Raw genomic sequence first — 25,387 nt, forward strand, 5'->3', positions numbered from 1 at the left:
GGGCAGCATCGTGGCCGTGATCCGCCGCGTGAGATATGCGTTGATGTTCGGCGGCCTGGCGAACTTCCTGGCCCTCTACTACGTCCAGCCCCTGCTGCCCGGGATCGCCGCCCGCTTCGGCGTCTCCCCCGCCGAGTCCACGGCGGCGCTGTCGCTGACCACGATCACGATGGCGCTCGCGCTGCTGTTCGTCGGCCCGATCTCCGACATGACCGGCCGCGTGGCCATCATGCGCGCCTCCCTGCTCGGCTCCGCGGTGCTCGGGATCGCCGGCGCGTTCGCGCCGACCTGGCACGCGCTGCTCGTGCTGCGCGGCCTTGAGGGGATCACGCTGGCCGGGCTGCCCGCCGTGGCGCTGGCCTACCTGCGCGAGGAGACCCCGCCGCAGGCACACGTGCGCGCCAACGCCACCTTCGTCATGGGCACCGCCGTCGGCGGCGCCGCCGCGCGGCTGCTGCCCGGCCCCGTGCACGCGCTGTGGGGCTGGCAGGGCGCCACGCTGGCCGTCGGCGGCGTCATGCTCGTCTGCGCGGCCGGTCTGTGGGTACTGCTGCCGCCCTCGCGCGGCTTCACCCGGTCCACGCCGAGCCTGCGCGGCCTGGCCCGCAACACCGCGCTGACGCTCCGCGACCCTGCATTGGTGGCGTTGTGCCTGGTCGGGGCGGCGACCATGGGCGCGTTCGTGGGGTTGTGGAACGCGCTCACCTTCCGGCTGGAGGCGGCGCCGTACCTGCTGGGCGGGGCGGGGGTGCTGGTCTTCCTCGCCTACCCCTTCGGCGTGCCGGCGCCCATCGCGGCCGGACGGCTCGCGCTGCGCCGGGGCCGGGGCGCGACGGTCCTGCTCGGCGTGGCGCTGCTGCTGACTGGGACGCTGCTCACCGCCGCGCCCCAGCTGCCCGCGATCGCGGCCGGGGTGGCGGTGCTGACCTTCGCCTTCCTCGGCACGCACTCGCTGGTCAGCGGCTGGGTCTCGGACCGCGCGCAGCGGGTGGGCGTGGGTGTGGGGCAGGCGGCGGGCCTGTACCTGCTGGCGTACTACGCGGGCAGCTCGGTGTTCGGGGCGCTGGCCGCCCAGCGGTGGGAGAGCGGCGGCTGGTCCAGCGTGATCACGGTCTCGGCCGCGCTGGCCGCCGGCGCGGGGCTGCTGGCGGTCCTGGCGCGCCGGTTCGACGCACGGTGAAGGAGCTAGAGTTCCGTGGTGTACATCGCTCATCAGGTACGCGGCGGCGGCGAGCCCCTGGTGCTGCTGGCCGGGCAGGCCAACTCGCACCTGTGGTGGGAGAGCGTCCGGGAGGACTTCGAGACCCGGCACACCACGATCACGCTCGACTGGCCCGGCACCGGCGACAGCGACAAGCCCGACATCCCCTACTCGACGCGGGGCTTCGCCGCCGACGTGGTGCGGGTGCTCGACGAGCTCGGCATCGAGCGCGCCGCCGTCTACGGCACCTCCATGGGCGGCCGGGTCGCGCAGTGGGTCGCGGCCGACCACCCCGGCCGGGTACGCGCGCTGGTGCTCGGGTGCACCTCGCCGGGCGGCGCCCACGGCGTGGAGCGCTCGCAGGAGGTGCGCAGGGCACTGGCCGCGCCCGGGGCCGGGCGGTACACGCTGGAGCTGATGTACACCCCGGAGTGGCTGGCCGGGCACGCCGGGCCGTACCACACGGTCGGGGACCCCGGCATGCCCGCCTACGCCCGCCGCCGCCACCTGACCGCCAGCGCCCGGCACGACGCGTGGGACGCGCTGCCCCGCATCACCGCGCCGACGCTCGTCGTGCACGGCACCGACGACCTGTTCAACCCGGCGGCCAACGCGCCCCTGCTGACCGAGCGCATCCCGGGGGCCAGGATGCACCTGATCAGGGGCGCGCGGCACGCCTACTTCGAGGAGTTCCGCGAGGAGGCGGGACCGCTGGTGCTCGACTTCCTGGCCGACGCGCCGGGGTGACCGGCGGTGAAGAGCGGGTCGCGGGTGTCGAACGGCACGTCCTCGCGCGACTCGCGCACCGCCCGCATGGACGAGGGCAGGTCGAAGGGCAGCACCCCGTCCACCGGCGCCCGGCCGAGCAGCGCGTCCAGCACCACCTCGTCGGCCGCGCCGAAGTCGGCCAGCATCCGGTCGGCGACGGGCACAAGCCCGGTCAGGACGGCCGGGCGATCCAGGTGGACGCAGAAGGCCGCCGCGACCTTCGCGGCCACCGCGCGCAGCCGGTCGAGCTCGGCGGCGGGGAACTCCAGCGAGCCCGCGTGGAAGTGGGACTCCAGCAGTCCCTCCCGCGGCTCGTAGGGCGCGGTCAGGCGGATCACCGCCAGGTCGGCGTCCTCCGGCCGGTCGGCCACCTGCCCGTAGCGGGCGGCGACGTCCGGGTCGACGTTCTCCACGTAGAGGGTCCGCGCGCCGCGCGGGCCGCCGGTCAGCCACACCAGCGAACGGCGCTGCGCCTCCCGGCCCAGGCTCCGGTGCTCGGGCCCGCCCACCAGCCGCTTCGCCGCGTCCGGGTCGGCGTACGGGTTCTCGAAGAGCCCGAGCCGGAACTTCTCGCGCAGGAGCCGGCGCACGGAGACGTCGAGGCGGGACTCCGGCACGCGGCCGGCGCCGACGAGCTCGGTGAGCAGCTCCGGGCGGGTTTCGCCGCCGAGCTGGTCCACGCCGGCCTCCAGCATCATCGCCAGCTGGTCCGGGACCGGCAGGTGCTCGACGCCCCAGTTGCGCGGCGGCAGGGAGAGCACACCCGGGATCTCGAAGCCGGTCAGCGCGTTGAAGTCGGTGCAGACCACGCCGTCGAAGCCGAACCGGCCGCGGGCCAGGCCGGTGATCACGTCGTGGTTGAAGTTGGCGCCGACCTCGGCCAGGCCGCTGCCGGTGGGGATGGCGTAGCACGGCATCAGCTGGCTCACCCCGGCCGCGAAGGCGGCGGCGAACGGGCGCAGGTGGTAGTCGAGGTTGGCGCCCGGGTAGGCCTGGTGCCTGCCGTACGAGAAGTGCGGGTCCTCACCGGCGGCCTGCGGGCCGCCGCCGGGGAAGTGCTTGACCATGCAGGCGACGCCCGCGCCCTGCATGCCGCGGATGTAGGCGGCGACCATGCGCGCGGCGCGCCCGGCGTCCTCGCCGAAGGTTCCGCTGATACGCGCCCAGCGCGGCTCGGTGGCCAGGTCGGCCATCGGGTGCAGGGCCAGCCGGATGCCCACCGCGCGCAGTTCCCGCCCGGCCATCGCGGCGAAGCGCTCCACCAGGCCGGGGTCGTCGCTCGCGGCCAGGCCGATCGGCTCGGGCCCCGGGCTGAAGCCGCCGCCGGTGTGCGCGGTCGCCGGGTTGCCGGCGAAGCCGTGGCGCGGGTCGGAGGAGAAGGTGACGGGGATGCCGAGCCGGGTGCCGGCGGCCAGGTCCTGGACCGTGTTGTTCCACTCGGCCATCTCGGCCGGGGAGGGCACGTGCATCATCGCGAAGTGGGTGAGGTGCCGCTCGGTGACGAGCTCGGCGCCGGAGCCCGGGAACATGCGGCCGTGGCACATCAGCCCGGCCTTCTCCTCCAGGGTCATGCGGCCGAGCAGGTCGGTGACCCGGTCCTCCACGGGCAGCGCGGGGTTCTTGTAGGGCGTCATTTCCGAATCAGGCGTCATTTCCGGATCAAGGGGGTCAGGGCGGTGGCGAGCAGGGCTGCGACGGCACCACCGCAGAAGAGCAGGAAGTAGTTCTTGTCCGCCGCCGGCGCGACCGGGTCGCCGCCCACGGCCAGCAGCAGCGGCGCGACGGCCGGGGCGATCGACTGCGGCAGGGCCTTGGCGATGTTGAACACGCCGAGGTAGCGGGCCGAGTCCGCGCTGCCGGGCATCACCCGGATGACGAGCGCGAGGTCGACGGCGTAGAAGACGCCGAGCCCGATCCCGGCCAGGCCGGTGGCCAGGTAGATCGGCCAGACGGTGTCGGCGACCATCTTGACCAGCATCGAGGCCGTCAGCAGCAGCCCGGCCACGACGATGAAGGCCCGGTACGCCCGCGTACGTGAGGCGAGCTTGCCGGAGACGCCCGCGGCGGCCACGTTCAGCAGCAGGGAGAGCAGGCCCGTGGCCGAGACCAGCGCTGCCGCCGCGGCGGTGCTCATCTCCAGCCGGCTCATCAGGTAGAAGAGCCCGAAGGTGCCGATGAGCGCGTTGGCGAACTGCAGCAGGAAGCGCTGGACCCAGACCACCGTGAAGCTGGGCGAGAGCCGCGGGTCGAAGACCATGCTGGACAGCACGCTGCGCAGGTTGACCGGCGCGGCCTCGGGCAGGGCTGTGTCGTCGCCGTCGTCGCGCAGCATCCGCCAGGCCAGCAGCCCGCCGAGCGCCCCGGCCGCGGCGGGGATGAGGAAGAGGGCGGCGACGTTGCCCGGCAGCAGGCCCACGAGGACCAGCCCCGGCGTGACACCGGCGAACCCGGCGGCGCCGAACAACCCGGAGACCGTCGCCTGCTGCTCGGGCGGCACCCGGTCGGCGATCACGGCCGACAGCGCGGCCAGCGCGGCGTTGTAGGACGCCTGGGCCAGCAGCCAGCCGATCAGGAGCTGGGCGGTCCCGGTCGCGGTGGCCATCACCACGGCCGCGGGCACGCCGCCGGCCAGCCCGGCCACGATCCAGGGGCGGCGGCGGCCGTAACGGCTGCGGGTGCGGTCGGACAGGTGGCCGAAAACCGGATTGAGCAGGAACGCGGCCAGCGCGCCGACGGCCGTGACCACGCCGAGCAGGCTCTCCTTGGCGGCCGGGTCGATCTCGTTGGCCTTGAGCCCGAGGGTGGCGATGAGCGGGGTGGCAAGGGCGAAGGTGAGCAGCAACTCGGTGACGAGCAGCGCCGTGACGGTACGGCGGGGCGCGCGCACCAGGACGAGCTCAGCCACGGATGGCCGCGATCGCCGCCGGTGAGACGCCACAGCGCAGCAGGAACTTCTCCGCGCCGCCGTGCCTGGACCCGATCGTGGCGAGGAAGGCGGTGATCGCCTCCGCGGGAGCATGGAGCAGCGGTGGCGGGATCTTGGCGAGCCGCTCACGGAGCGCCTCGACCCCCGCCTGCCCGGCGGCGCCTTCGTTCAGCGCGGTGACACTCGCGTGCCCCGCGGCCAGTTCCCGGAAGATGTCCGGAAGGGCCGCCGCGGTCGCCACGTAGTCGGCCACGATCTCCTGCCTGGGCACGCCCCGCAGGTCGAGCAGCAACGCCACGAACAGCCCGGTCCGGTCCTTGCCCGCCGCGCAGTGCACGAGGACGGGCCCCTGGAAGGCGACGATCTCCGCCGCCGCGGCGATGACGCCGGGCGCGCCCTCCGCCATCCGCACGTAGAAGGCGCCCAGGTCGGCACCGGTCTCCATGGGCGGAATCACCCCGGTGACGTCCAGGGGCAGGTGGTGCACGACGCACCCGGGCACGCGGTCCCACTCGCCGGGCACACGCTCGGCCGCGCCACGGAAGTCCACGATCGAGCGCACGCCGCGGAGCTGCTCAAGCGCTCCGGGCCAGCAGGAGGCGAACGGCTGCGCGGAGCGGAACAGAGCCCCGGGAAGCGGTTCACGGAAGTTCATGAGAGACACATCTAGATGTCTAGATGTTGAAGTTGACGCGGGTCAATACTGCCGATGGCAAGCTGGTGAACATGCGTTCCTCCATCCCGGTCTACCTCCGGCTCGCCCGCACGCTCCAGGAACGGATCGACTCGGGCGCCCTGCCCGCCGGATCCCGGCTGCCCAGCGAGCCCGAGCTGTCGGCGGAGTTCGGCGTCAACCGGCTGACGATCCGCCAGGCCATCGCGGAACTCGACCGGGCCGGCTCCGTCGAGATCCGCCGCGGCATCGGAACCTTCGTCCGCTCCCCCGTCACCCGGGTCTCCATCGACGTCGACCCCCTCAGCCAGCGGGTCGACCTGGGCAGCATGCACGCCGGCCTGCCCGCGGAAGGCGTGGACGGCGCCATCGAGCGCATCGTCGCCACCGCCACCGCCGCGAACGCCCCCGAGGACCGCGAGGCCGCCGCCCACCTGGGACGCGGCCCCGGCGAGCTGGCCCGCATCGACACGCTCATCTGGATCGAGTCGGAGCCCTGGGCCATCAGCACGTACTGGCTGCCCAAGCACCTGCTGCCCGGCCGCCTGCCGCCGGAGGGCAACGTGGTCCGTTCCCTGGGCGTGGCCCTGCAGTACGACTGGCGGGCCTTCAGCGCGACCGCCGCCGACATCGGCGACGCCGAGCACCTGGGCGTGGCCATCGGCAGCCCGCTGCTGGTCCGCGAGGGCGTCAGCTGCGACCCCGGCGGCGCGCCCGTCCTGTTCGTACGGCGCCGCATCCAGGGCGACCGCATCCGCTTCGTCCTGAACTTCCGGCGTTAGAGCATGAAGACGAGCTGGACGGCGATGACCACGTCCACGACCCCGCACCACTCGGCGTAGCTGCGGGCCACGACCTTGTCGAGCTTGAGGTGCACGAAGTCCCAGACCCCGTGGAAGAACCACCCCGCCGCCACCAGATACCGCCCGATCTCCGGATCGACGATCAGACCGGCGAAGGCCAGCACCCCGAACGCCAGCATCCCCACCGCCTGGACCCGCAGCGTCCCGGAGCTCCTGAGCTGCCCGTCGACCGCGCCCCAGACGAGGACGACCAGCGCCATCCCCGCGTACACGAACGCCGGCTCGACCACGTCCAGCATCCGCAGCCCGACGACGAGCGCGAGCCCGATCACGAGCCCCGGCCAGGTGGCCTCCCGGCGGCCGAGCTTGGCGACGACGAGGTAGAGCAGCGGCAGGATCAGCAGCGTGCCCGCGAGCGAGCCCACCGCCGCGTCCGATTGGCCGCCACCGGCGGTGAGGGCTGACATGGCCAGCGCGAGGGCGGTGGGCCAGCGGTTCCTGAGCCACAGGAGTGTTGTCGATGTCATGACTCAAACCTCGGCCCGCCGGCCGTCAAAGGGCAGATGCGGAACGCACGACTCGACCATGCGGTTTCCCCGTAGGAGGCGGCCCGGATGCCGGGGGCCGGGCGGGTTAGGGCAGGCTGGGCGGGGTGATGGCGATTCATTCGCTGCCCACGCGGCCGCAGGCGGAGCCGTACGAGATGACCGCCCGGCTGCCGCCGCCGTGGCTGCGTCCGTACGTGCTGGGATGGGCCGGGTTTCGCGCGGGCGAGGCCGACCTGCCCAGCCGGATGCTGCCGCTCAACGCGGCCACGCTGATCGTCGACTTCACCGGCATGGACACGATCGTCACCGGCCCGCGTGCCGCCGTGACGTTCTCGGCCCGTTCGCCGTGGCGGCACGGGGTCGCGCTCGGGCTCACCCCCGCCGGGATGTCGGCGCTGACGGGCGTGCCGCTGCGCGAGGTGACCGGGACGACCGTGCGGCTGGAGGATCTGCTCGGCGCACGGGCCGAGGAGCTGACCGGGCGGTTGACGGCGGCGGCGGGCTGGGCGGAGCGCTTCGGCGTGCTGGAGGAGCGGCTGACGGCGTGGCTGCGTCCCGGCACCGGCCGCGACGAGCTGGTCATGCGCGCCTGGTCACGGCTGCAGGATCCGGCCGGGCCACCCACGATCGCCGCCCTCGCCGCTGAGCTGGGCGTCAGCCGTCGCCATGTCGAGCTCGGGTTCCGCCGGGTGGTGGGGTTGTCGCCCAAAACGGTGGCCAGGATCGCCCGGTTCCAGCGGACCGTCGACACGTGGAGACGGCCGCGAGCCCGGCTGGACACCGCCCTCGCCTGCGGTTACGCCGACCAGTCCCACCTCGCCCGGGAGATCAGGGCGATGGCGGAGATGACGCCGAAACAGCTGTTCGCATTCGTTCAATACAACGATCGGCTCGCCGGTTAGCGTGACCTTCCTCTGCGGAAGGGGCACCACGTCATGGCCGATCCGACCCTCGCCGACTTCGGCGCGGACCCGTTGTGGATCATCATCGTGAAGGCGGTGATGCTCTTCCTCTTTCTGGCGCTGGGGGTCGTCTTCGGGGTCTGGTTCGAGCGTAAGCTGATCGCGCGCATGCAGCACCGCCGCGGGCCCAGCCGGGCCGGACCGTCCGGCATCCTGCAGTCGGTCGCGGACGCGATCAAGATGGGCCTGAAGGAGGACCTGTTCCCGCGCGCGGTGGACCGGGTGCTGTACCTCCTGGCGCCGGTCATCATGGTGGTGCCGGCGTTCCTGGCCTTCTCGATCGTGCCGTTCGGGCCGGTGGTGAGCCTGTTCGGGGTGCGGACGCCGCTGCAGCTCGTGGACCTGCCGGTGGCGGTGCTGTTCACGCTGGCCATGGGGGCGGTGTCGGTGTACGGGGTGGTGCTGGCGGGGTGGTCGTCGCGCTCGCCGTACGCGCTGCTGGGTGGTTTGCGGAGCGCGGCGCAGGTGGTCTCCTACGAGATCGCCATGGGACTGTCGTTCGTCGGCGTGTTCCTGGTCGCCGGGACGCTGTCCACCTCGGAGATCGTCGGGGCGCAGGAGCGGACCTGGTTCGCGTTGCTGCTGCTGCCGTCATTCCTGATCTATGTGGTCTGCATGTTCGGCGAGGCCGCGCGCATCCCGTTCGACCTGCCCGAGGGTGAGGGCGAGCTGGTCGGCGGGTTCCAGACCGAGTACTCCTCGTCGCTGAAGTTCGCCCTGATCATGATGGGCGAGTACCTGCACACGTTCACCGCGTCGGCGATGGCGATCACGCTGTTCCTGGGCGGCTGGCGGGCGCCGTTCGGCCTGCCGGACGAAGGCTGGTGGGGACCGCTCTGGTTCTTGGTCAAGTTCGTGCTGGTCTTCTGCTTCGTCGTGTGGGTACGCGCCTCGTTGCCCCGCGTCCGTTACGACCAGCTGATGGCGCTGGGGTGGAAGGTGCTGATCCCGGCCGGCCTGGCCTGGATCATGGTGGTGGCGGCGGTGCGCAACCTTGTGGTGAACGGCGCCGAGCCGCTGGGCATCGGCCTCGGCGTGGTCATCGTGGTGGGAACGCTGGCCGTCTGGCTACGGTTCGACACCGTGAGACAGCGGCGCGAGGAGGCGCGGCAGGCGGAGCTGTCCCGCGTGCCCGCGGCCGGCGGCTTCCCGGTGCCGCCGCTCGACCTCCCGCACTACCACGACGGCTCCCGGCCATGAGGCACCCGCTCGGCCTTCACGTCGGTGACCGCCACCACCACGACGTCCGGCGGCTCCTGCCATTCGAGCACGTGGTGACCGTCCCACGCGATCGGGGTGCGGACCGTGTCCAGGGACAGTTCGCCGCGTTTGATGAGCGCTTCCTTGCGCGCCCACAGGCGGATCAGCTCCGTGTTGTCGGTGACGCTCGTGGGCGCGGCGATCTGGGCCGCCAGCGTGGTGTCGAAGGCGCCCGGGGGGACCCGCTCCGCGTCGACGCCCACCTTTCCCGGCCCCGCCGCCGCCGCGACGTAGCCGCGCGTGTGGCTCAGGCTGACGCCGAGGCCGGGGAACTCCTTCAGGTACGGCCGGCCGTGCCCCTCCCCATGGATCTCGCAGTACTGCAGCAGGGTGAGCGTGGCCGGGTCGGCGTCCAGGCAGGCCGCGGCGCTGAGCCGTACCAGGAGATGGGCGGCGACGAACGCGCGGCGGTCGGCCTCGTGCACGAAGCGGGCCGAGCGGGCGCGCTCGACGTCGGTGAGCCAGGCGGCGGGGGCGAGCACCTGCTCGGGAGGCGCGCCCATGACGACAGCCGTGGCGGCTACTTCTTCCTGGTGGGTGTGGGGCTCGGGTCGGCCAGGGGCGTGCCGTCCTTGTTGTACTGGTTCTCCTGGGCCGCGCCGAGCACCGTGACCTCGCGAACCTTCCATGACCCCTTCTCCCGCACCAGAGCGATCTTCAGGTGCGAGTCCTTGACGCTTCTGATCGCCTTGGCGGTCGTCACCTGTTGGTCCACCACCACAATGGCATGAGCGGAGGACTGGTCGACATCGGCGAGGTAGACGTCGCGGACGGTGGCGACGGAGACGGCCTGCAGCTTGACGATGACCTGTTCCATCACGCCGCCGAAGGCGTCGTCGTAGGTGTTGAGGAAGTCGCCGGTGGCCATGGCCATGAGCTTGGTCCTGGTCGCCTGCAGGCTCTGGTAGTCGTAGCTGAGCAGCGACTGGCCGAAGGTGTGCGCGGCCTGCGAGACCTCCAGGCGCAGCGCCCGGTCGGCCTCCAGCGCGGCGCGGGCGTCCTGGGCCCGGCCGGCGGAGATCCACTGGAGCACGGCCGTCGCGGCGAGCGCGGCGACGAGCATGGCGGCCACGGCGCCCATGATCTTCATGCGGAACCCGGAGTCGACCTTCGCCTGAGCCTCGGTCTCAACCTCTACTTCAGACTCAGCCTTCGCGGGGGTTTCCTGGTCGGTGGTCATGAAAGCTCCGTTTCGCGCCGGCGGGCGGCACGGCCCACCGCGATCCAGCCCACGATGCCACCGCCCGCGACGACCGCGAGGAAAATCGCGGCAATCAGCGGCGTGTGGTCGAGTGGGGTGTCGGCCGAGGCCGTCCTGGCGGGGACGTCCTTCTCCGGGGTCGGTGTCGCTTCTGCCGTGGGTTCCGCCTTCTCCGTGGGCTCGGGCTTCTTCTCCGTGGGCTCCGGTTTCTTCTCCGAGGTCACGGGCCGGGCCGCGCGCGCGTCCTCCTCGCGAGGGCGCTCCGCGGCGGCCTCGGGAGCGGCGGGCGCCCGCTTCGGGCAGGCGCGCAGGCCCGGGATGGCCGGGGGCCCCAGCGGCTCGGCGTACTCCTCGGCCACCTTCGGCCCGCCCGGCACGCTGAAGACGAACATGTTGCGCCCGTAGACGGTGCCGTCGCGGCGGTCGCTGATGTCGTCGGCCAGGCTGAGCGCCGTCGGCATCGTGCTCAGCAGGTGATGGATGTTCCGCTCGGAATCCGGGGAGAAGATCGGCTTGTGCGGTGACCCGGCCGCCGACAGCAGGCAGGAGAAGCCCGGCCTGGCCCGCTGGAGCAGCCCGTCGATCTGCGCGAACACCCCCGGCCCCTGGTCCAGGAACGCGTTGAGGTCCTGCCGCGACTCCACCAGCGAGGAGGTCACCAGCTCGGTGTTCCCGATCCCCGAGGCCAGCTCGTTCCTCTTCCCGGCCAGCGTGTGGGTCAGCTCGGTGAGCTGCACCGACAGCTCGTCGAGTACCGCGGAGTTGTCGGCCAGCGTGTCGGTCAGGCCGTGGGCGTCGTCGACGATGCTCCTGATCGCCGGCGAGCGCCCTTCCAGCGCCACGGCCAGCTCGTGGGTGATCGTCTTGGCGTCCTTGGGCGGGACCGCGTTCAGCAGCTTGCCCACGCCCTCGAACAACTTCTTGTAGTCCAGCGGCACCGACGTCTTACGCAGCGGGATCGTGTCGCCGGGCGCGAGGTTCTGGCCGGTCATCGTCTTGGGCGGCGACAGCTCCACGTACGGCTCGCCGATCGCCGACTTGCGCCGGACCTCGGCCGTCAGCGCCTTGGGCAGCCGGACCTCCCGCTCGATGTCCAGGCCCACGACGATCTTGCCGGGCGCCAGCCGTACGTCGCCGATCCGCCCGACCCGCACGCCCAGGTAGGCGACGTCGAAGCCGCGGATCAGGCCGGGCGAGGACTCGAACTCGGCCGAGACCCGGTACGGCTGCTCGATCGCGTCCAGTTTGATGATCGTGGTGAACGCCCAGATCGTCATCACGATGCCCAGCAGCGCGAAGAAGCCCAGGTTGACGTAGATGCGCAGGTTCTTCATCGCGGTGGCTCCCACAGCAGCTGGAAGTCCTTGAGCTGGTTCGGCAGCGCCGGCGGCTCGACCTTGATGTCGTTGGGGATGACGCCCCTGTTGTCGTTGACCAGCAGGCCCTTCAGCCAGACGTAGATGAGCACCTGGCCGTTGACGGTGATCGGCGGCGTGTCGATGAAGTACTGGATCCTGGCCATGAGGCGCTTGAGGTCCTCCTTGCCGCGCACCATCGCGCCGGTGACGCCGTCCAGCTCGCGCATGATCGTGCGCAGGCGGGCCGCGTGGCGCGGGTAGACGGTGGTGTTGGCCTCCTTGGCCAGGCCGGTCAGCGCGACGATGGCCTTCTTCACGTGCTTGCGGCCGTGCGCGATCCTGGCGGTCGCCGCGGCCAGCGTGCCGGGCAGCTTGTCCAGTTCCTTCTCGCCTTTGGCCAGGTCGTCGCCGAGCCGCGCCAGGTAGTCCACGGTGGCCGCCAGTTCGGTGCGGGCGGCGGCATAACTGTCGGTGACCTCGGTGGTCTGCCTGATGAGCTTGTTGACGTCGCCGCCCTTGCCGGCGAAGGCGGTCGAGGCGGCGTCCAGGATGGCGTTGACGTCCTGCGCGCCGATGGCCTCGATGAGCGGGCCGGCCTTCTCGGTGACCTGCTCGATGTCGGGCTCCACCGAGGTGTCGGTGATCGTCGCGCCCGCGGGCAGGTACGGACCGGTGGACAGGTCCTTGCCCGGCGGCGGGATGAGCGCGACGTAGTTCTCGCCCAGCACCGAGGTCTTGGCCACCGTCGCGGTCGTCCCCTGCGGAACCCGGTGCGCGCCGTCGATCTCCATGGTGACCCTGGCCCGGTAGCCCTGCAGGCGGATCTCGGTGACCGAGCCCACCTTGACGTCGGAGACCTGCACGCTGTGGCCGGTGACCAGGCTCTGCACGTCGTCGAAGGTCGCGTGGAGCGTCAGGTCGCCGCTCGTCCCGCCGAGCGTCTGGAGCGAGCACGAGGTGGTGATCGCCAGGGCGAGCAGGCCGGTCAGGGCACGCGCTGTCATCGTCCGCCCTTCTTCTTCTGGAACGGGCAGTTGCTGAGCTGACCGGGCAGGCACGGCACCTTGCCCAGGTTCAGCGCGTCGAACAACGGCTGCAGCCACGCCCTCGTCATCGCGTTGAGCACGACGCGGATCTTCAGCAGGTGGTTCTTCCTGTCCCACGCCTCGACCAGCACGTCGGCGAAGTCGGCCGCGCCCTTGATGCCCGCGGCCAGCGACTCGCTGTTGGCCCGCACGGTCAGCACCAGCTCGGCCAGCGTCCCCGCGGCTCTGGGCAGGCGCTCGGAGTACTCCTCGATGATCACGTCGCCGCGCCGGACGAAGTCCGCCATGCCCGAGATGAAGCCGCGCAGCCTGCGGCGTTCCTCGGCCAGGATCGCGCTCGCCTCGGAGAAGGCGTCGATGGCCCTGGTCACCTGGCCCTGGCGGTCGTTGAGGCTGGTGGCCAGCCGGTTCAGGCCCTTGGCCAGGTCGATGAGCTGCTGGTCCTGCTTGGCGAGCGTGCCGGTCAGCTCCGCGGTGTCGGAGAGCGCGTTGTTGATCGTCTTGCCCCGCCCGCGTACGCCGTCGGCCAGGTTGCCCGCGACGTCGCCGAGCTTCTCGTCGTCCAGGGCGTCGGTCAGCTTCGTGAAGGCGTCCAGCGCGTCGTCGATCTCCACCGGCAGGTCCGTACGCCCCAGCGGGATGACCGTGCCCGGCCCGGCCCGCCGCTCGCCCGGCTTCCACGGCGGATACAGCACCACGTTGCGCTCGCCGAGCGTGTTCTGCGGCGCGACCACCGCCTTCACCTGCTCCGGCAGCGGCACCCGCGCGTCCACCGACATCGTCACCCGGACCTTGTCGCCCTCGATCGCGATCCGCTCCACGTACCCGGCGTCCAGGCCCATCACCTTCACGCGCGCCTGCTCGTACAGGGAGGGCGCGCTCGAGAAGATCGCGGTGATCGTGTACGGCGCCGCCCCGCCCACCAGCCCGCACCCACCGGAGGAGACCAGCAGGAGCGTCGCCACGAGCAGCTTCAGCACTCTCATCGGTCGTTCTTCCTGTCCTTGGCGATGGCGCCCAGCACCTCCGGGTTGATCGGGCCGAGACCGGTGGCGATCGCCTCGATCCAGGGCCCCTGCCCGCCCATGGTCGCCAGGCCGGAGAACGTCGGGCCGATCCAGGCCACGAGCTTGTTGAACTCCTGGTTGCCCGCATTGAGCCGCGTGGTGATCGCGCCGTTGTCGTCGAGGACCTGGACCAGCGCCTTCTCGTGCTCGTTGATCAGCTTGGTGGTGCTCTGGACCAGGTCGCTGCCGTCGCCCAGCAGCGTGCGCAGCTCGTTCCTGCGGCCGCGCAGCTCGTTCAGCATGATCTCGATGGCGTCGATCAGGCGGGCCAGTTGCTTGTCCTTCTTCTCCAGCAGGTCCATGATCCGGGTGCCGTTGTCGAGGAGCTTCTGCAGCTGGGGCTCGCTCTCGCTGATGGTGTCGGACAGGTCGCCGATGTTCTTCAGCAGGCGGGTGATACGGCCGCGCTTGCTGGTGTCGATCTTGCCGAGTTCGGTGAGCAGGTCGTCCACGGCGTCGGTGTCCAGGGCCTTGACCAGGCGGGTGGCGTCCTTGACCGCGTCGTTGATCAGCGTGGGGGTGCCGGTGCGCTCCACCGGGATGCGGCGCTGCCCCTCGGGGAGCTGGTCCATGAAGGGGGCGGCGACCGGGCCGGTCAGCCTGAGGTAGCGGCCGCCGAGGAGATTGGACAGGGCGATGTCGGCCCGGGTGGTGCGGCCGAGCCGTACGTCGGAGTCGACGCGCCAGGTGACCACGACGTGGCCCTGCGCGTAGTCCGCGCGGACCTCCGTCACCTCGCCGACGCGCACGCCCGCCACCCGCACGTCCTGCCCGCCGCGCAGGCCGCCGGAGTCGGTGAACGTGCCCGACATCGTGTAGCCGCCCTCCAGCAGGCCCAGGCTGCCCACCAGGAACGTGGCGACCAGCAGCGAGCCGAGCACGGCCATCGACACGAGGCCGACGACGATCTTGTTGCGGTCGCGGAAGGACTTCAGGGCCATCAGTCACCCACCATGAGCTTCCGCAGGTCCTTGGTGCTGGCGATCTTCTTGCTGCCGCGCAGCGGGGGCGGCGTGGTCATCGGGTACGGGCACGGCGACGGGCCCAGGGCCACGCACGGGACCGCGGAGATGAAGTAGTGGCCGCGGTTGACGCTGGAGTAGGCGCGCTCGAACAGCGGGCGGAAGGTGTTGACCGTCTTCTCGATGGTGCCCACGTTGCGCCGGATGCCGCCGGTCAGGCGCGACAGGTTCTCCACGAGCGCGCCCAGCTCGCCGGCGTTCTTGCCGAGCACCTCGTTGGAGGTGTGCAGGGTCGCGCTGAGCTCCACGATCGAGTCGTCGATGAGCTTCCTGTTGTCCGCGAACGCCTCCGACAGCACCACCAGGTTGTCGACCAGCTGGGAGATCTGCTCGTCGCGTTTGGCGACCACGCCGCTGACGGTCGCGTAGTCCTTCAGCAGGCCGCGGATCGTCTGCCTGCGCTCGGTGAGCGTGCCGGTGATGGCGTTGACGTTGTCGAGCAGTCTCGGGATGTTCTTGTCGTTGCCCTTGAGCGCCTTGGCGGCGGCGGTGAGCAGCTGGTTGATCTGCTCGGGGTCCAGGCTCCTGGTCAGCGGGCCGAGGTCGCTGACCAGCTCGCCGATGTCCACGACCGAGGCGGTGCGGGCGATGCGCGCGCCGGGCGGCAGGCGGTCCTTGGCGGTGCCGGGCAGCAGGTAGACCACGCGCTGGCCCACGGCGTTGCGCCAGCGGATCGCCGCCTCGGTGTCGGAGGGCACGGTGATGCCCTCCTGCACCTCCATGGTGACCTCGGCTCTGCCGTTCACCACCTTGATGGTGCCGACCTGCCCGACCGGCGCGCCCGCGATCTTGACCTGGTCGCCCTCCACCAGACCGGAGACGTCGTCGAAGGTCGCGACGAGGCTGTAGCCTCCGCCGGTGGAGACCCGGGCGATCTGGACGGTGATCAGCCCGATCAGGCCCACCGCGACGCCGAAGAACAGCGCGAACTTCGCCAGGGTCCAGCGGCGCCGCACGATCTGCGGCGAGGTCCTGGCGGGGGCGGCCACCTCAGCGCCTCCCGTCGGTCGGGCCGCAGGCGCCGACGATCAGCTCGCAGATGTCGGTCGAGACGAACGCCTCCACCTGGATCTGCCGGGCGCCGTCCGGGCCCGGCGCCTCGATCAGCTCGTTGAGCAGGTCCACGAGCGTGCGCAGCCCGCGTACGCCGTCTCCGGCCAGGCCGAGCTGGGCGTAGATGAGCGCGGCCACCCGCTCGCCGGAGTGCACGCCGGCGCGCAGGTTCTGCCGGTGTTTGCGCAGGCCGTGCGCGCTCAGATCGGAGATGTCGGTCATCTCCTTGAGCAGGGCGCGTACCTTGTCGGCCCGTTTCAGCAGGTCGGGGGTGATCGTGTTGAGGTCCTCGCTGATGGCCACGAGCTCGTCGCCCTTGTCGGCCAGCGCGCCCGACAGGGCCGCCGTGTCGCGCAGGAAGCGCTGGGCCAGCCCGCGGTGCTTGTGCGCGACGCCGACGACCGTGCCCGCGTCGTCGATCAGCTCGCGCAGGTCCTCGCCCTGTCCCTCCAGGCCCTTGGCGAGCGTGTGCACGATGACCGTGACCTCGCGCGGGTCGACCGCGTCCAGGCCGCGGTAGGCGTCGCCGAGCGTGTCGGACAGGTCCAGCGGGTCCTCGGTCTTCGTGATGACCGCCCCGCTGCCCAGGTACGGCCCCGCCCCCTCCCCCGAGCCGAGCTTCAGGTTGACGTACTTGGGCCCGAAGACCGAGGCCGGCTCGATCGAGGCGACCGCCGACTGCGGCACCCGCACGCCCGCCTGCACGTGCATGGTCACCACCGCCTGCCCCTTGGCGTTGAGCGCGACGCCGGTCACGTCGCCCACCGTGATGCCGCGGATCTTGACCGGCGAGTTCGTGTCCATGCCCTGCCCGGCGCGGCCGAAGACCGCGTCGATCCGGGTCCCGCTCACCTGGGTGGCGTTGCGCACGATGAAGACCGTCGCCGCCACCAGCGTCACGAGCACCAGGGCGGCGATCGCCATCCGGGCGGGCAGGGTGAGTTCCTTGCGTCCCATGCCCCTCACCCCGTCAGCTTCACGCTGCCGCCGCCACCCCAGAACAGGTACGACAACAGCAGGTTGAGCAGGACGATCGTGACGATCGACTGGCGGATCGCGCGCCCGGCCGCGACGCCCACGCCGACCGGGCCGCCGGTGGCGTAGAAGCCGTGGTAGCAGTGGATGACGATGACCGTGAACGCGAACACCCCGACCTTGGCGACGCTGAAGACGATGTCGCTGACCGGGAGGTACAGGTAGAAGTAGTAGTCGTACACGCCCGGCGCCAGGCCGAACAGCACCGTGCTCATCAGCCGGGTGGCGAAGAAGCTGGCGAACAACGCGATCAGGTAGATCGGCATCAGCGCCAGCAGCGCCGCCACCACACGGGTGCAGATCAGGTAGGTGAAGGCGTTGATGCCCATCACCTCCAGCGCGTCGATCTCCTCCGAGATCCGCATCGCGCCCAGCTCCGCCGTGAACGCCGAGCCGACCTGCGCGGCCAGCGCCGTGGCGGCGATGATCGGCGTGATCTCGCGGACGTTGGCGAAGCTGCCCACCAGGCCCATGAACGACTCGGCGCCGATCGCCTGGAGCCCCTGGTAGCCCTGGAGCCCGACGGTGGCGCCCACGACGAAGGCCATCGTGAACACCACGAAGATCATGCCGCCGCCGATGACGGTGGCGCCCACGCCGATCACGACGTCGCTGACCTGCCGCATGACGACCTTGAAGTAGCGCAGGCGCAGGACGATGTCGCGTACGGAGTAGAACAGCACCCGCCAGACGAACAACGGCCAGTCGGCGAGCGTGGCGAACTTCTCGCCGATCTCCCGGCCCTGCCGGGCGAACCTGAGGCCCGCCGTACGGGTGGCCATCACAGCGCCTTGGGCGGGTAGGCGAGGAAGTAGACGGCGGAGATCACGTAGTTGAACGCGAAGACCAGCATGAACGTGACCACGGTGGACTGGTTGACCGCCCGCCCGACGCCGACCGGGCTGGTCGCGCAGGTCATGCCCTTGTAGCAGGCGACGGCCGCGGCGATGAAGCCGAACACCCACGCCTTGAAGAGGGTGACGTAGAGGTCGGAGCCGACGACGAGCGAGAGCGCGCCGTCGAAGTACGCGCCGGGGGTGACGCCCTGGACGACGACGTTGAAGAAGTAGCCGCCCGAGGCGCCGGCCAGGATGACCAGCGGGCACAGGCACACGGCGACGGTGCTGGCCGCCCACATGCGCGGCGTGACCAGCCGGTGGATGGGGTTGACGGACATGACCTCCATGGCGCTCAGCTCGTCGCGGATGTGGCGGGCGCCGATGTCGGAGGTCATGGCGCTGCCCCCGGCGCCGGCGATGAGCAGGGCGCTGGCCAGCGGGGCGACCTCCCGGATGAGGCCGACGAAGACGGCGCTGCCGGTGGCGGAGGCGGCGCCGAGCTGCCAGGCCAGCTCGCCCACCTGGAGGGCGACGGTGGCGCCGAGCGGCAGCGAGACCAGGAGCACGGGCACACTCGTCACCCGGGCCAGGAACCAGCACTGCTCGACGAACTCCCACCACCAGCTTCTGACGTCCCAGGTACGCCGCAGGCCCTCCAGGACGATGACGAAAAGCTCACCCACCTGTCCCAGGGCCGACCCGGCCTTCCGGCCGACGTAACCGGCCATCAGCGCTCCGCCTTGGTTACCGTCATGACCACCTCGTGAACCGGGGCGACTCCGGAGCAGTCACCTTACTGACGAGTTGTCCAGTAGGTCGATGCTTTCTGCTGAATTTGCGCAAAAGCTATGAGACCCGGCTCACCTGTTGTCAGCCCACCACGAAATGTGACAACCCCGTTACCACCGTGGATCCGACTCCGAAGAAGGCGCCGTGGTAGACCGCTGATGTTGTGGCCCTTAGCGGCGGGTGGGGGTCGGGTCGAGGAAGACCTGGGAGATCGTGGGCACGTGCGCGCGCAGCCGCCGGTCCACCTGGTCACAGGCGATCTCCACCCCGGCCGCGCTCGCCGCGTCGTCGAAATCGATCTTGGCCGCGACCAGCAGCCGCCCCGGCCCCAGATACATGGTCAGCAGCTCGACCACGTCGGCCACCTCCGGCTGGGCCAGCAACAGGGCCCGGATCTCCGTCTCCACCGGCCGCGGCGCCGCCTGCCCGATCAGCAGCGAGACGTTGGCCGCGATCAACGCCAGCGCCACGACCAGCAGCAGCACCCCGATCGCGACCGACGCCGCCCCGTCCCACAGCGCCGACCCGCTGAGCTGCGCACCCAGCAGCCCGCCCGCGGCGATGACCAGCCCGGCCAGCGCGGCGGCGTCCTCCAGCATGACCGCCTTGAGCGAGGTGTCGGAGGTGCGGGCGACCAGCCGCACCGGCCCGATCCCCCACCGCCGCGCCTCGCGGCGCGCCTGGGAGAACCCCTTCAGGAACGAGACGCCCTCGATGGCGAACGACACCCCGAGCACCACGTAGGAGATGGTGAAGTCGCCCAGCGACTCGCCGTGGACGATCGTGTGAACCCCGTGCGTGATGGAGAACCCGGCCCCGCCCACCAGCGTGGCCACGGCCGCCGTCATCGCCCAGAAGAACCCGGCCTTGCCGTATCCGAAAGGATGGCGCCGATCGGCCGGCCTGCCCGTCTGCCGGACCGCGACCAGGAGCAGGACCTCCGTCACCGTGTCGGCGGCCGAGTGGGCCGCCTCCGACAACATCGCGGCGGATCCGCTGAACAGGCCCGCGACCAGCTTGGCCACGGCGATGGCCAGGTTGGCCAGGCCCGCGACCAGCACCGTCCAGAAGCTCTCGCCCGCACCCTCCGCCATGGCCATCACTCTACGTGAGCGATCTTGGGCACCTTCGAAATCAGGTGACTCCGCAACGAAGCGCCCATGAAAGCGCGCACCAAAGCGCGAAGCGGCTCCGGGAACACATGGGTATGCGGGTTTCGACACAGGTCCGGCAGGGTTTGGGGAGGGGAGCAGGCGCTCGCGAGAGGTAGATTGAGATCATGAACGCCCCTCGTTGGCTGACCGACACCGAGCAGCGCGCATGGCGTGCTCATCTCGCTCTGCACAAGCTGCTGATGCACCGCCTCGATCGGGAGTTGCAGGAGTTCGAGTTGTCGCTCAACGACTACGAGATCCTGGTCAACCTCTCCGAGAGCCCGGAGCGCAGGATGCGGATGAGCGACCTGGCCGACGCCACGATCCAGTCACGCAGCCGCCTGTCGCACCAGATCTCCCGCATGGAGGCCAAGGGCCTGGTGGTCAGGGAGGACTGCCGCGACGACCGTCGTGGAACGTTCGCAGTGCTCACCGGGCAGGGCTGGGAGACGATCCAGCGGGTGGCGCCCCACCACGTGGCCAGCGTCCGCGAGCACTTCGTGGACCGGCTCACCGACGACCAGCTCGACGAGCTCGACGCCGCGTACACGCCGATCGTGGAGCATCTCAAGAAGTTGCGCTGACACCCAACCGATACCGGCGACCGGCCCGTCGGCTCCCGCACGCTCGCTACGATCCGGACATGCTGAGAAAGCTGCTGATCGTCCTTGCTCTAGCGCTGGCCGCGGCCTGCTCGTCCGGCGGCGGGGCGGCGCTGCCCAGCGGTCCCGACCTGATGAAGAAGTCCGCCGAGGCGATGAAGTCGGTCAAGTCCGCCTCGTTCGCGATCGCCACCGAGGGCAAGCCCAAGGTGCAGATCCGCAAGGCCGACGGCCGGCTGACCTCCGCCGGCGACGCCGACGGCACGCTCACCATCGAGGTGCTCGGCAGCCTGCAGGAGATCAGCTTCTTCGTGGTCGGCGACACCGTCCACTTCAAGGGCCCCACCGGCGGCTTCCAGAAGATGTCGAAGAAGGACCTGGCCCAGATCTACGACCCGTCGCTGATCCTGTCGCCCGCCGAGGGCATCGCCAAGCTCCTGTCGACCGCCACGGACCCGCGGGTCGAGGGCGAGGAGGGCGCGGCGTACAAGGTCGCGGCCACCTTCTCGCCCGAGGTCCTGGGCAAGCTGATCCCCGGCGTCTCCCAGGGCGTCAACGGACAGCTCCTCGTCGACAAGGCCTCCTCCCGCCTGACCAAGGCCACCCTGCCGCTGCAGGACGGCTCGGTGATCGTCTCGTTCAGCGACTACGACGCCCCGGTCACGATCACCCCGCCCGCGGGATGAGGGCGGCACGCCGGGTCGCCCTCGGCGTGGGCGGGACGGTGGTGCTGCTGGCCGCGCTCGACGCCTACGTCGTGGTGACCGTCCTGATCGACATCGCCACCGAGGTCGGCGTACCGCTGAACCACCTGGAGCGGGCCACGCCGGTGGTGACCGGCTTCCTGCTCGGCTACATCGCCGCGATGCCGCTGCTCGGGCAACTGTCCGACCGGTACGGCCGGCGTCCCCTCATCCACGCCTGCCTGGCCGCGTTCGCCCTGGGCTCCCTGCTGACCGCGCTGGCCGGATCGCTGCCCATGGTCGTGGGCGGGCGCGCCCTGCAGGGCATCGCGGGCGGCGCGCTGCTGCCGATCACGATGGCGCTCATCGGCGACCTGTGGGACGAGCGCGAGCGCCCCGTCGCCCTGGGCGCGGTCGGCGCCGCACAGGAGCTCGGCAGCGCCCTGGGCCCGCTCTACGGCGGCGTGCTGGCGCTGGTCCCGGCCTTCCAGGTGTTCGGGGTGGAGCTGGGCGGCTGGCACGCCATCTTCTGGATCAACCTCCCGCTGGCCGCACTGGCCGCGATCGCGGTCCACCGCACGGTTCCCGGCCGCCCGGCGGTCCCGGTCGCCCCGGCGGGAGCCAGGATCGACACCGTGGGCGGCGTGCTGCTCGCGCTCGCGCTGGCCCTGCTGGTCGTCGGCTTCTACAACAACGACCCGGCCAAGGCGATCCTGCCGCCGTGGGGCCTGCCGGCGATCGCCGCCGGCCTCGTCGTCGGGGCGGTGTTCGTCTGGTGGGAGATCCGCTCGCCGGTACGCCTGCTCGACCTGGCCGGCACCCGCAAGGGCCCGCTGCTGGCCACGCTCGGCGTCAGCTTCCTCGCCGGCGCCGCGCTCCTGGTCACCATGGTGTTCGTGCAGTTCACCGCGCAGACGCTGCTGGACCTGGAGGCGTTGGAGGCCTCGCTGGTGCTGGGCCGCTTCCTTATCGCGCTGCCGGTCGGCGCCGTGCTCGGCGGCGTGCTGGCCCGCAGGCTCGGCGACCGCCCCGTCACGGTCTCCGGCCTGCTCGTCGCCACCGTGGGATACGTGCTGATGAACCGCTGGCCGCTCGACCTGACCGGGCACCCGATCGACCTCGCGCTCATCGTCGCCGGCCTCGGCCTGGGCCTGGTCATCGCGCCGATCTCGGCCGCGGTGCTGCGCGTGACCCCGGCGGTCCAGCACGGCGTCGCCTCCGCCGCCGTCGTCGTGGCCAGGATGATGGGCATGCTCATCGGCATCGCGGGCGTGTCCGCCTGGGGCTTCTACCGCTTCCAGTCGCTCACCGCCGACCTCGACACCCCGCTGCCCGTCGGCGTCGACGCGGCCACCTACGCCCAGCAGCTGGCCGTCTACACCGCGAAGGTGAAGGCGGCCCTGCACGTGGAGTACACCGAGATGTTCCTCGTGACCGCCGTGCTCTGCCTGCTGGGCGCCGTGGTGGCCCTCTGGATGCCTACGGCGAGAGGCGATGCAGGTCGCGCGGGAACAGAGTCGCCTGCCTGATGTTCGCCGCGCCGGTCAGCCGGGCCGTCCAGCGCTCCAGGCCGATGGCGAAGCCGCCGTGCGGCGGCATGCCGTACGCGAAGGCCTGCAGATATCCCCGGTACGGCTCCGCCGCCTCCCCCCGCTCGGCCAGCGCGGCGAGGTAGTCGGCGTGCCGGTGCAGCCGCTGCCCGCCCGTGACCAGCTCCAGCCCCCGGAACAGCAGGTCGAAGCCGTTGGAGTAGCCGGGCCGCGCCGGGTCGGGATGGGTGTAGAAGGGACGCTTGGCCATCGGGTAGCCGGTGACGAACAGGAAGTCCGAGCCGTGCTCGCGCCGCGCCCACTCCGACAGCTCGCGCTCGCGCGCCGGTGACAGGTCGGGCTCGTCGCTGACGTCGGAGAAGCGCACCGCCGGGATCTCGGCGGGCACCTCGGGCAGCAGGTCGCGGGCCTGCGGGACGCGGCGCCGTACCGACTCGACCATGCCCGCGACGGCCTCGCGCAGGACCGCCATGACGTCGCGGTGGTCGGCGACGAAGCCGAGCTCGGCGTCGAGGCTGGTGTACTGCGCCAGGTGGCGGGCGGTGTCGTGCGGCTCGGCGCGGAAGACGGGCCCGACCTCGTAGACGCGCTCGAAGACGCCGACCATCATCTGCTTGTAGAACTGCGGCGACTGGGCCAGGTAGGCGCGGCGGCCGAAGTAGTCGACGGAGAAGACGTTCGCGCCGGACTCGGTGGCCGACTCGACCAGCTTGGGCGTGTGGATCTCGGTGAACGCCAGCCGGTCCAGCGTCTCCCGGAACCCCGCCACGCTGGCCGCGGAGATCTCCAGCGGCAGGCGGAGCGCGGGATGGCGAAGGGCCAGCGGCGCGTGGTCGAGCACGGTCGGCAGCGCCGCGCCCACCTCGGGACGGAACAGCTCGAACGGCGGCCGGGCGGCCTCGCCCAGCACGGTGATCTCGGGTTCGGTGATCTCCACGCCGCCGGGCGCCCGCGCGCTGGGCGTGGCGATCCCGGTGATCTCGACGACGCTCTCCTCACCCGGCAGATCCGGGCTGGCCGTGACCGCCTGGGCCAGGCCCGCACGGTCGCGTACGACGAGGAACGACACGGATTTCAGCTGCCGGCGGCGATGAACCCATCCGGCGATCTTGACTCGTTGCCCGGCGTGCTCAGCGAGCTCCGCCGACAGGACACGAGAGATCATCACAACTCCTCAGGGAAGATGCATGACCCCTTGGGAGTGCGGGGGAGAAGGGAGCTCCCGGTGCCACCGCACTTTCGCCGCCCCGCGAGGAGGCGGCCTCCACGACCCGATGACGGGGGTCAGACCGGCGGGGCATTTCCTCCCCGCACTCGGGAGTGTCTTCGCCCGGGGCGCGGGACCGCCTTCTCAGCTGCCGGCGGCTCTCTGGACCCGCGTGGTCCCCGGACTACTCATCTCCGTCTACGCGTTGCCGGTCAACTTATCATTTCTTGGCCGGGGCCCCGCCGCTCTTGCGCTTCTCGCGGATCTTCATCGTCACCTCAAGAGGCGAACCGGCGAAGCCGAACTCCTCGCGCAGCCGGCGTTCGATGAAGCGCCGGTAGGTGTCCTCCAGCCAGCCCGAGGTGAACAGCACGAACTTCGGCGGCTCGGTGGACGCCTGCGTCGCGAACAGGATCTTGGGCTGCTTGCCGCCGCGCACGGGCGGGGGCGTCGCCTGGACCAGCTCGGTGAGGAAGGCGTTGAGCCGCGACGTCGGCACCCGGGTGGACCAGGAGTCGAGCGCCTTCTCCAGCGCCGGGACGAGCCGGTCGACGTGCCGGCCGGTCTTGGCGGAGATGTTGACGCGCAGCGCCCACGGGGTCCGCACGAGCTGCCGGTCGATCTCCTTCTCCAGGTAGTAGCGCCGGTCCTCGTCGACCAGGTCCCACTTGTTGAAGGCCACGACCATGGCCCGGCCGGACTCGATGACCAGCCCGATGATGCGCAGGTCCTGCTCGGTGAGCGGCTCGGAGGCGTCGATGAGCACGACCGCCACCTCGGCCTTCTCCAGCGCGGCGCGGGTGCGCATGGCGGCGTAGAAGTCGGCGCCCTGCAGCTCGCGGTCGCGGCGGCGGATGCCGGCGGTGTCGACGAAGCGCCACGGCTTGCCGCCGAGCTCGATCAGCTCGTCGACCGGGTCACGGGTGGTGCCCGCCATCGGGTCGACCAGCACCCGATCCTCCCCCGCGAGCTTGTTGAGCAGGGAGGACTTGCCGACGTTGGGCTTGCCGAGCAGCGCCACCCGGTGCGGGCCGCCCTGCTCGCCGAACTTCAGCTCGGGCGTCTCCGGCAGCGCGTCCAGCACGATGTCGAGGAGGTCGCCGCTGGAGCGCCCGTGCAGGGCCGAGACGGGGTACGGCTCGCCCAGCCCCAGCGCCCACAACCCGGAGGCCTCCAGCTCGAGCTGCTGGTTGTCGACCTTGTTGGCGGCCAGGATGACCGGCTTGCCGGACTGGCGCAGCACGTTGCCGACGATCTCGTCGGCGTCGGTGGCGCCCACGGTGGCGTCGACCACGAACAGGATCACGTCGGCGAGCTGGACGGCCACCTGGGCCTGCTCGGCGATGCGCAGGTTCATGCCGGTGGCGTCGGGGTCCCAGCCGCCGGTGTCCACCACGGTGAAGCGGCGCCCGCGCCAGTTGGCGTCGTAGGCGACGCGGTCGCGGGTGACGCCCGGCACGTCTTCCACGACCGCCTCGCGGCGGCCGATGATGCGGTTGACCAGCGTGGACTTGCCGACGTTCGGGCGTCCGACGATGGCCACGACGGGCAGCGGCCCGCTGTCGTCGTCATGGTCACTGATCTGCAGGTCGTCGAACTCAGCCTCGACCCAGTCCCCCGTGTTCACGATGTTCTCGTCC

25 protein-coding genes are annotated in these 25,387 nt (G+C 71.3%); 8 read left to right on the forward strand and 17 right to left on the reverse strand.

Annotation, left to right across the window (positions count from 1 at the left end; genetic code table 11):
• The first annotated feature begins 16 nt into the window (after positions 1-16).
• Together ACFWY5_RS05740 and ACFWY5_RS05745 are read left to right on the forward strand one after the other, a co-directional pair.
• Positions 17-1,180, forward strand: a complete 1,164-nt coding sequence (locus ACFWY5_RS05740; protein ID WP_379630650.1) for an MFS transporter — start codon at positions 17-19, stop codon at positions 1,178-1,180.
• 18 nt (positions 1,181-1,198) lie between these two features.
• Complete coding sequence (locus ACFWY5_RS05745) at positions 1,199-1,948, forward strand: alpha/beta fold hydrolase (protein WP_379630651.1); 750 nt, start codon at positions 1,199-1,201, stop codon at positions 1,946-1,948.
• On the opposite strand, the gene ACFWY5_RS05750 is transcribed toward ACFWY5_RS05745, so the two are convergent.
• From ACFWY5_RS05750 to ACFWY5_RS05760, 3 genes are read right to left on the reverse strand one after another with little or no spacing between them, the layout of a single operon-like run.
• Positions 1,879-3,603 carry a glycoside hydrolase family 3 protein gene (locus tag ACFWY5_RS05750; RefSeq protein WP_379630652.1) on the reverse strand — a complete coding sequence of 575 codons (1,725 nt, stop codon included), beginning with the start codon at positions 3,601-3,603 and terminating at the stop codon, positions 1,879-1,881. The two genes, ACFWY5_RS05745 and ACFWY5_RS05750, sit on opposite strands and share 70 nt — an antisense overlap.
• Before the next feature lie 14 nt (positions 3,604-3,617).
• A complete protein-coding gene (locus ACFWY5_RS05755; RefSeq protein ID WP_379630653.1) occupies positions 3,618-4,874 on the reverse strand; it encodes an MFS transporter in 1,257 nt (418 codons plus the stop codon).
• Positions 4,867-5,550 carry a tyrosine-protein phosphatase gene (locus tag ACFWY5_RS05760; RefSeq protein WP_379612888.1) on the reverse strand — a complete coding sequence of 228 codons (684 nt, stop codon included), beginning with the start codon at positions 5,548-5,550 and terminating at the stop codon, positions 4,867-4,869. The genes ACFWY5_RS05755 and ACFWY5_RS05760 overlap by 8 nt, the downstream gene beginning before the upstream one ends.
• Before the next feature lie 71 nt (positions 5,551-5,621).
• On the opposite strand from ACFWY5_RS05760, the gene ACFWY5_RS05765 reads away from it, so the two are divergent.
• Positions 5,622-6,350 (forward strand): GntR family transcriptional regulator, encoded by a 729-nt coding sequence (locus ACFWY5_RS05765; RefSeq protein WP_379612889.1) that lies wholly within the window; start codon positions 5,622-5,624, stop codon positions 6,348-6,350.
• Here ACFWY5_RS05765 and ACFWY5_RS05770 read toward each other — a convergent pair.
• Complete coding sequence (locus ACFWY5_RS05770; RefSeq protein ID WP_379612890.1) at positions 6,347-6,898, reverse strand: hypothetical protein; 552 nt, start codon at positions 6,896-6,898, stop codon at positions 6,347-6,349. The genes ACFWY5_RS05765 and ACFWY5_RS05770 overlap by 4 nt on opposite strands.
• A gap of 128 nt (positions 6,899-7,026) precedes the next feature.
• Between ACFWY5_RS05770 and ACFWY5_RS05775 the strand changes: the two genes are divergently transcribed.
• Positions 7,027-7,821, forward strand: coding sequence for a helix-turn-helix transcriptional regulator (locus tag ACFWY5_RS05775; RefSeq protein WP_379612994.1), 795 nt, complete (start codon positions 7,027-7,029; stop codon positions 7,819-7,821).
• Positions 7,822-7,854: 33 nt separating this feature from the next.
• Positions 7,855-9,081 (forward strand): NADH-quinone oxidoreductase subunit NuoH, encoded by a 1,227-nt coding sequence (nuoH, locus tag ACFWY5_RS05780; RefSeq protein ID WP_379612891.1) that lies wholly within the window; start codon positions 7,855-7,857, stop codon positions 9,079-9,081.
• Here nuoH and ACFWY5_RS05785 read toward each other — a convergent pair.
• The 11 genes from ACFWY5_RS05785 to ACFWY5_RS05835 all read right to left on the reverse strand — a co-directional run bounded on the left by ACFWY5_RS05785 (position 9,057) and on the right by ACFWY5_RS05835 (position 19,645).
• Positions 9,057-9,644 carry a 4'-phosphopantetheinyl transferase family protein gene (locus ACFWY5_RS05785; RefSeq protein WP_379612892.1) on the reverse strand — a complete coding sequence of 196 codons (588 nt, stop codon included), beginning with the start codon at positions 9,642-9,644 and terminating at the stop codon, positions 9,057-9,059. The two genes, nuoH and ACFWY5_RS05785, sit on opposite strands and share 25 nt — an antisense overlap.
• Before the next feature lie 17 nt (positions 9,645-9,661).
• Positions 9,662-10,321, reverse strand: coding sequence for a hypothetical protein (locus tag ACFWY5_RS05790; RefSeq protein WP_379612893.1), 660 nt, complete (start codon positions 10,319-10,321; stop codon positions 9,662-9,664).
• Positions 10,318-11,676 (reverse strand): MlaD family protein, encoded by a 1,359-nt coding sequence (locus ACFWY5_RS05795; protein ID WP_379612894.1) that lies wholly within the window; start codon positions 11,674-11,676, stop codon positions 10,318-10,320. Before ACFWY5_RS05795 ends, ACFWY5_RS05790 begins: the two co-directional genes overlap by 4 nt.
• Complete coding sequence (locus ACFWY5_RS05800; RefSeq protein WP_379612895.1) at positions 11,673-12,704, reverse strand: MCE family protein; 1,032 nt, start codon at positions 12,702-12,704, stop codon at positions 11,673-11,675. Before ACFWY5_RS05800 ends, ACFWY5_RS05795 begins: the two co-directional genes overlap by 4 nt.
• Positions 12,701-13,732 carry an MCE family protein gene (locus ACFWY5_RS05805; RefSeq protein WP_379612896.1) on the reverse strand — a complete coding sequence of 344 codons (1,032 nt, stop codon included), beginning with the start codon at positions 13,730-13,732 and terminating at the stop codon, positions 12,701-12,703. Before ACFWY5_RS05805 ends, ACFWY5_RS05800 begins: the two co-directional genes overlap by 4 nt.
• Positions 13,729-14,754 carry an MlaD family protein gene (locus ACFWY5_RS05810; protein ID WP_379630654.1) on the reverse strand — a complete coding sequence of 342 codons (1,026 nt, stop codon included), beginning with the start codon at positions 14,752-14,754 and terminating at the stop codon, positions 13,729-13,731. The genes ACFWY5_RS05805 and ACFWY5_RS05810 overlap by 4 nt, the downstream gene beginning before the upstream one ends.
• Positions 14,754-15,824, reverse strand: a complete 1,071-nt coding sequence (locus tag ACFWY5_RS05815) for an MCE family protein (protein WP_379630655.1) — start codon at positions 15,822-15,824, stop codon at positions 14,754-14,756. Before ACFWY5_RS05815 ends, ACFWY5_RS05810 begins: the two co-directional genes overlap by 1 nt.
• A gap of 1 nt (position 15,825) precedes the next feature.
• On the reverse strand, positions 15,826-16,845 hold the full coding sequence (locus ACFWY5_RS05820) for an MlaD family protein (RefSeq protein WP_379612899.1): 1,020 nt from the start codon (positions 16,843-16,845) through the stop codon (positions 15,826-15,828).
• 5 nt (positions 16,846-16,850) lie between these two features.
• Positions 16,851-17,705, reverse strand: a complete 855-nt coding sequence (locus ACFWY5_RS05825; RefSeq protein WP_379630656.1) for an ABC transporter permease — start codon at positions 17,703-17,705, stop codon at positions 16,851-16,853.
• A complete protein-coding gene (locus ACFWY5_RS05830) occupies positions 17,705-18,490 on the reverse strand; it encodes an MlaE family ABC transporter permease (protein ID WP_379612901.1) in 786 nt (261 codons plus the stop codon). The genes ACFWY5_RS05825 and ACFWY5_RS05830 overlap by 1 nt, the downstream gene beginning before the upstream one ends.
• Positions 18,491-18,721: 231 nt before the next feature.
• On the reverse strand, positions 18,722-19,645 hold the full coding sequence (locus ACFWY5_RS05835; protein ID WP_379630657.1) for a cation diffusion facilitator family transporter: 924 nt from the start codon (positions 19,643-19,645) through the stop codon (positions 18,722-18,724).
• A gap of 185 nt (positions 19,646-19,830) precedes the next feature.
• Between ACFWY5_RS05835 and ACFWY5_RS05840 the strand changes: the two genes are divergently transcribed.
• The 3 genes from ACFWY5_RS05840 to ACFWY5_RS05850 are packed head-to-tail and all read left to right on the forward strand — an operon-like array spanning position 19,831 to position 22,519.
• Complete coding sequence (locus ACFWY5_RS05840) at positions 19,831-20,289, forward strand: MarR family winged helix-turn-helix transcriptional regulator (RefSeq protein ID WP_379612903.1); 459 nt, start codon at positions 19,831-19,833, stop codon at positions 20,287-20,289.
• Between the two features lie 59 nt (positions 20,290-20,348).
• On the forward strand, positions 20,349-20,993 hold the full coding sequence (locus ACFWY5_RS05845) for an LppX_LprAFG lipoprotein (protein WP_379612904.1): 645 nt from the start codon (positions 20,349-20,351) through the stop codon (positions 20,991-20,993).
• Positions 20,990-22,519, forward strand: coding sequence for an MFS transporter (locus ACFWY5_RS05850; RefSeq protein WP_379630658.1), 1,530 nt, complete (start codon positions 20,990-20,992; stop codon positions 22,517-22,519). Before ACFWY5_RS05845 ends, ACFWY5_RS05850 begins: the two co-directional genes overlap by 4 nt.
• Here the strand turns inward: ACFWY5_RS05850 and aspS are convergent.
• Positions 22,470-23,705: an aspartate--tRNA(Asn) ligase gene (aspS, locus tag ACFWY5_RS05855; protein WP_379612906.1), complete on the reverse strand. Its 1,236-nt coding sequence runs from the start codon at positions 23,703-23,705 to the stop codon at positions 22,470-22,472. The genes ACFWY5_RS05850 and aspS overlap by 50 nt on opposite strands.
• A 262-nt stretch (positions 23,706-23,967) precedes the next feature.
• Positions 23,968-25,374, reverse strand: a complete 1,407-nt coding sequence (gene der / locus ACFWY5_RS05860) for a ribosome biogenesis GTPase Der (protein ID WP_379612907.1) — start codon at positions 25,372-25,374, stop codon at positions 23,968-23,970.
• Positions 25,375-25,387 lie beyond the last annotated feature (13 nt).

The sequence above is a fragment of the Nonomuraea sp. NPDC059007 genome, assembly GCF_042740555.1.
In the GTDB taxonomy this organism is placed as follows: domain Bacteria; phylum Actinomycetota; class Actinomycetes; order Streptosporangiales; family Streptosporangiaceae; genus Nonomuraea.

Coding starts and splice junctions, on each gene's coding strand:
- ACFWY5_RS05750 (WP_379630652.1), bottom strand. CDS start 3,603: ATGACGCCCTACAAGAACCCCGCGCTGCCCGTGGAGGACCGGGTCACC.
- ACFWY5_RS05760 (WP_379612888.1), bottom strand. CDS start 5,550: ATGAACTTCCGTGAACCGCTTCCCGGGGCTCTGTTCCGCTCCGCGCAG.
- ACFWY5_RS05765 (WP_379612889.1), top strand. CDS start 5,622: ATGCGTTCCTCCATCCCGGTCTACCTCCGGCTCGCCCGCACGCTCCAG.
- ACFWY5_RS05770 (WP_379612890.1), bottom strand. CDS start 6,898: ATGACATCGACAACACTCCTGTGGCTCAGGAACCGCTGGCCCACCGCC.
- ACFWY5_RS05775 (WP_379612994.1), top strand. CDS start 7,027: ATGGCGATTCATTCGCTGCCCACGCGGCCGCAGGCGGAGCCGTACGAG.
- nuoH (WP_379612891.1), top strand. CDS start 7,855: ATGGCCGATCCGACCCTCGCCGACTTCGGCGCGGACCCGTTGTGGATC.
- ACFWY5_RS05785 (WP_379612892.1), bottom strand. CDS start 9,644: ATGGGCGCGCCTCCCGAGCAGGTGCTCGCCCCCGCCGCCTGGCTCACC.
- ACFWY5_RS05790 (WP_379612893.1), bottom strand. CDS start 10,321: ATGACCACCGACCAGGAAACCCCCGCGAAGGCTGAGTCTGAAGTAGAG.
- ACFWY5_RS05795 (WP_379612894.1), bottom strand. CDS start 11,676: ATGAAGAACCTGCGCATCTACGTCAACCTGGGCTTCTTCGCGCTGCTG.
- ACFWY5_RS05800 (WP_379612895.1), bottom strand. CDS start 12,704: ATGACAGCGCGTGCCCTGACCGGCCTGCTCGCCCTGGCGATCACCACC.
- ACFWY5_RS05805 (WP_379612896.1), bottom strand. CDS start 13,732: ATGAGAGTGCTGAAGCTGCTCGTGGCGACGCTCCTGCTGGTCTCCTCC.
- ACFWY5_RS05810 (WP_379630654.1), bottom strand. CDS start 14,754: ATGGCCCTGAAGTCCTTCCGCGACCGCAACAAGATCGTCGTCGGCCTC.
- ACFWY5_RS05820 (WP_379612899.1), bottom strand. CDS start 16,845: ATGGGACGCAAGGAACTCACCCTGCCCGCCCGGATGGCGATCGCCGCC.
- ACFWY5_RS05825 (WP_379630656.1), bottom strand. CDS start 17,705: ATGGCCACCCGTACGGCGGGCCTCAGGTTCGCCCGGCAGGGCCGGGAG.
- ACFWY5_RS05830 (WP_379612901.1), bottom strand. CDS start 18,490: ATGGCCGGTTACGTCGGCCGGAAGGCCGGGTCGGCCCTGGGACAGGTG.
- ACFWY5_RS05835 (WP_379630657.1), bottom strand. CDS start 19,645: ATGGCGGAGGGTGCGGGCGAGAGCTTCTGGACGGTGCTGGTCGCGGGC.
- ACFWY5_RS05840 (WP_379612903.1), top strand. CDS start 19,831: ATGAACGCCCCTCGTTGGCTGACCGACACCGAGCAGCGCGCATGGCGT.
- ACFWY5_RS05845 (WP_379612904.1), top strand. CDS start 20,349: ATGCTGAGAAAGCTGCTGATCGTCCTTGCTCTAGCGCTGGCCGCGGCC.
- ACFWY5_RS05850 (WP_379630658.1), top strand. CDS start 20,990: ATGAGGGCGGCACGCCGGGTCGCCCTCGGCGTGGGCGGGACGGTGGTG.
- aspS (WP_379612906.1), bottom strand. CDS start 23,705: ATGATCTCTCGTGTCCTGTCGGCGGAGCTCGCTGAGCACGCCGGGCAA.